The 3,133-nt window shown below is 62.2% G+C and carries 2 protein-coding genes and 1 pseudogene; all 3 read right to left on the bottom strand.

Annotated features, from left to right (window positions below; genetic code table 11):
- Window positions 1–138: 138 nt before the first annotated feature.
- Entirely contained in the window at window positions 139–1,440 is a 1,302-nt protein-coding gene (locus MET2598_RS0135170) for a glycoside hydrolase family 28 protein (RefSeq protein WP_236728944.1), read from the bottom strand.
- 220 nt (window positions 1,441–1,660) lie between these two features.
- Window positions 1,661–2,768, bottom strand: a pseudogene (gene phaC, locus MET2598_RS43635) (class III poly(R)-hydroxyalkanoic acid synthase subunit PhaC).
- On the bottom strand, window positions 2,765–3,133 hold a 369-nt coding region (locus MET2598_RS0135160), incomplete at its 5' end, for a poly(R)-hydroxyalkanoic acid synthase subunit PhaE (protein WP_018264028.1). The pseudogene phaC and the gene MET2598_RS0135160, both read right to left, overlap by 4 nt.

Below are 3,133 nucleotides of genomic sequence, written 5' to 3'. Positions count from 1 at the left end.
GGAGGGGGTCAGCAGGCGGTGAGCAGGCCTCGTCACGCCCTGTTCGGAGACGATTTTTTCGGGCGTTGAACGTTTGCGACACGCCCCCCGCGATTACTCGATGTCCACCCCATCACGCCCGGTCGAAGCCATCCCCTCTCAATGGGACTGCACCGCCGTGTCGCCCGGAAACGGCGTCCAAAGAGCCTTGCAGTTCGGCCCGTTGACCGCCGACCACGCCGCCGCCGGGGCGCCAATCGGCGGGGTCACGCCACCCGCCATGACGATGGCCTGGGTGTTGACCACGTCCCACGTCGCGTTGTCGACGAAGCGAACGCCATCCAGCGAAACGCCCAAGGGGTGAGCGGCGTCGTACCCGTGCATGACCAGCCGACCGCCCTCTCCGGCAACTTGGCGCAGGACGATGTTGCTATACACGGGGATCTTCGTACCCTGAGCGCGTGGATCATAGCGCGTGTCGAAGTCGATCGGCCGCCGACTTCCGCGCACGCAAACGTTCTCGTAGCGGACCGCCTGCACCAAACCGCCCCGACTCGGATCGCTCTTGATTCTCAGGCCTGACACCGCGCCGTCGATGGTGACGTTTCGGACGAGGACGTCGCTGACGCCGCTGTTCGTCTCACTGCCAATCGAGAGCCCGTGCCCCGAATAGATGTGGATGTCCAAGATGGAGACGTGGCGGGTCGCTCCGTTGTCGCCGGCCTTGATGGCGATGTCGTCGTCGCCGGTGCTGATGAAGGTGCGGGCGATGGTCACGTCCATCGCCGCGCCTGGATCAATCCCGTCCGTGTTTCGGGCATCGGCCGGGGTGTTGATGGTGACGCCCCACACCGTCACGCCCTGGACCTTGTTCATGGCGATGTGTACGTTCGGCGCGTTGCGCAGCGTGATCCGGTATACGGTGATGTTGTTCGAGCTGTCGATCTGCACCAGCCGGGGGACGTTCTGCTCCCTACCCTCGACCTGAGCGCGACTGGCCAGGGCCCACCAGGTCTCCGCCTTGCCGATCATGACCGCCCCGCCCTGGCCGTCGATCGTGCCGTCGCCCATCAGGCCCGCGCCGTTGGCCTTGTGAAAATTGAGGAAAGGCCGGCATCCCCCCCCGGCGTTATTGATCAGTCCGCAACGGCCGTCGCCGAGGTCGTAGAGGCGAGGATCGGGCTCGGCGGCGAGCACGGCCCCGGCGTCGAGCCAGAGAACCACGCCGGCCCGCATCTCGATCGGCCCGCTCGCGAACACCGCCTTCGTCCTGCTGGGCGTGAGCCGCACCGCTTGGCCCGTCCGGCAGCCGTCCAGGGCGGCCTGCAATTTCGCTTGTCCGACCTTGGCCGACGGAGCGTCGTCCGCACTCAGGACTGCGCAGACCTGCGTCGGCGGAACCGGCTCCTGGACGTTTCGCCTGTCCTGGGCCTGTGCCGAATGAGTGGCGGCGACGGTCATCAAGCCTGCCGTTGCAACCAGAACGGCGCGTGCGGTAAGAACTTTCATTGCGAGCCGTGCTCGCCCTGGTGCCCCCGGACCATCCGGACCGCCCCGCTCGCGGATCTCAGGCGAGAAGGGGGGGTATGCTTCCTCATGGCTCCATCCTCTCAAGAGTTGGAGCCTCCGGAAATCCCGGGGCGGTTCAATCTTGTTCTTGAGTGCCACGGTCGTTCGTCCCTTACTCGCGCCCAGTCAACCACTCGGCGATGCTGGTCCCAAGCAGGCTCTGCGCCCTCCCGCCGACGAATACGCCGACGTGCCCCCCTGGGAGCGGCAGCTCGGTATAGTCCGACGTGCCGACGAATTGCTTGAGTGCCTGCGATGTTGCCGGTGGAATGATATGATCATCTTTTGCGTAGATGTTCAAGACCGGCCATTTGATTTTCCCAAGATCAACTGCTCGACCATTGAGTTGAAAGGAGTTTTTTGCCAGCTTGTTATCTTGATAAAGATCTTTCAACCACTGCTTGGCGGCTTCACCAGGATGGTGCGGCCGATCAGAAATCCATTTTTCCATACGCAAGAAGCTCATAAATTTTTTGTTATCGTCGATTACGTCAAGAAAATCAAGGTTGTACTTGGTTGTCGTGCGCATCGGCGTCATCAGCGAGAGCACCGAACCCATGAATTCACCCGGCAACGTGCCGTGCGCCTCGATGAGGCGGTCAATGTCATCAGGCTCAAGGCTGCGCGTCCACATGTTGATGAAGCCGTGACCTTTGCGGTTCTCGACAGTGTCGGCGTGGAAGTCGATCGGCGTGATCGTCAGCACCATCGCGTTGACGTCCTCGGGGTGCAGCGCCACGTAGCAAGTTGTGAAGGTCCCACCCTCGCAAATCCCGAGTAGATTGATCTTCGCCCCCCCCATTCGCCTCGGAGATGACGTTCACGCACTCAGCCAGATAGCCGTCGATGTAGTCATCGAGCGTCACGAAGCGGTCGGCTCGGCTCGGATTGCCCCAGTCCACCACGTAGAGGTCAACACCGAGCTTCAGCAGATTGCGAACGAGCGAGCGATCCTCCTGCAGGTCAGCCATCGTGTAGCGACCGATGAGCCCATAGACGATGAGGACGGGTGTCCTGACCTTTTGCTCGGAAAGAGATCGGTAGCGGTACAGTGTGACCTTATCCTGCTGCCAGATTACATCTTTCTCGCTCGTCGCAATCTGAACGTCCTCGTCGCGGACCTCCTGGAAGAGCTTGACTCCTTCCGCGAGCCGCTTTCCAAGCGCTGCCGCCTCCGCGAAGGGATCAAGCGCGGCTTTGGATTTGGCAGAGCGGCTCATGTCGGCTCTCCTTCTGATTTTCCGCTAGTCCGCCTCTGGCGACTGAGCGCCCTGACTTCCCGGCGCAGCTGCGTGAGGCTCTGATGCACGTCGTCGAGTTCGGCGCGGGTCGGGTAGCCGAACATCTGGCTGTAGAACTCAGCGATATCCTGCTGAGCAAGCCGCAAGTCCGTCGAGGCTTTCAGCGTCTCGCGCTGGCTCTTGAGAAACTCCTCCGACCGCTGCGCCTCCAGCAGAACGTCGTTGGCAGTCTCGACCCAGAGCGCCATCAGCTCGCGGCTCGACGCGATCCCCTGCTCGTTCTTGGACCGTTCATTGAGCACGGCGGAGAAGGCTGCCGTCGCCTTCTTCCAGACCTCCATCAT

Source organism: Methylobacterium sp. WSM2598, from assembly GCF_000379105.1.
Classification (GTDB): domain Bacteria; phylum Pseudomonadota; class Alphaproteobacteria; order Rhizobiales; family Beijerinckiaceae; genus Methylobacterium.
This window is presented reverse-complemented; position numbering and strand designations above follow the sequence as displayed.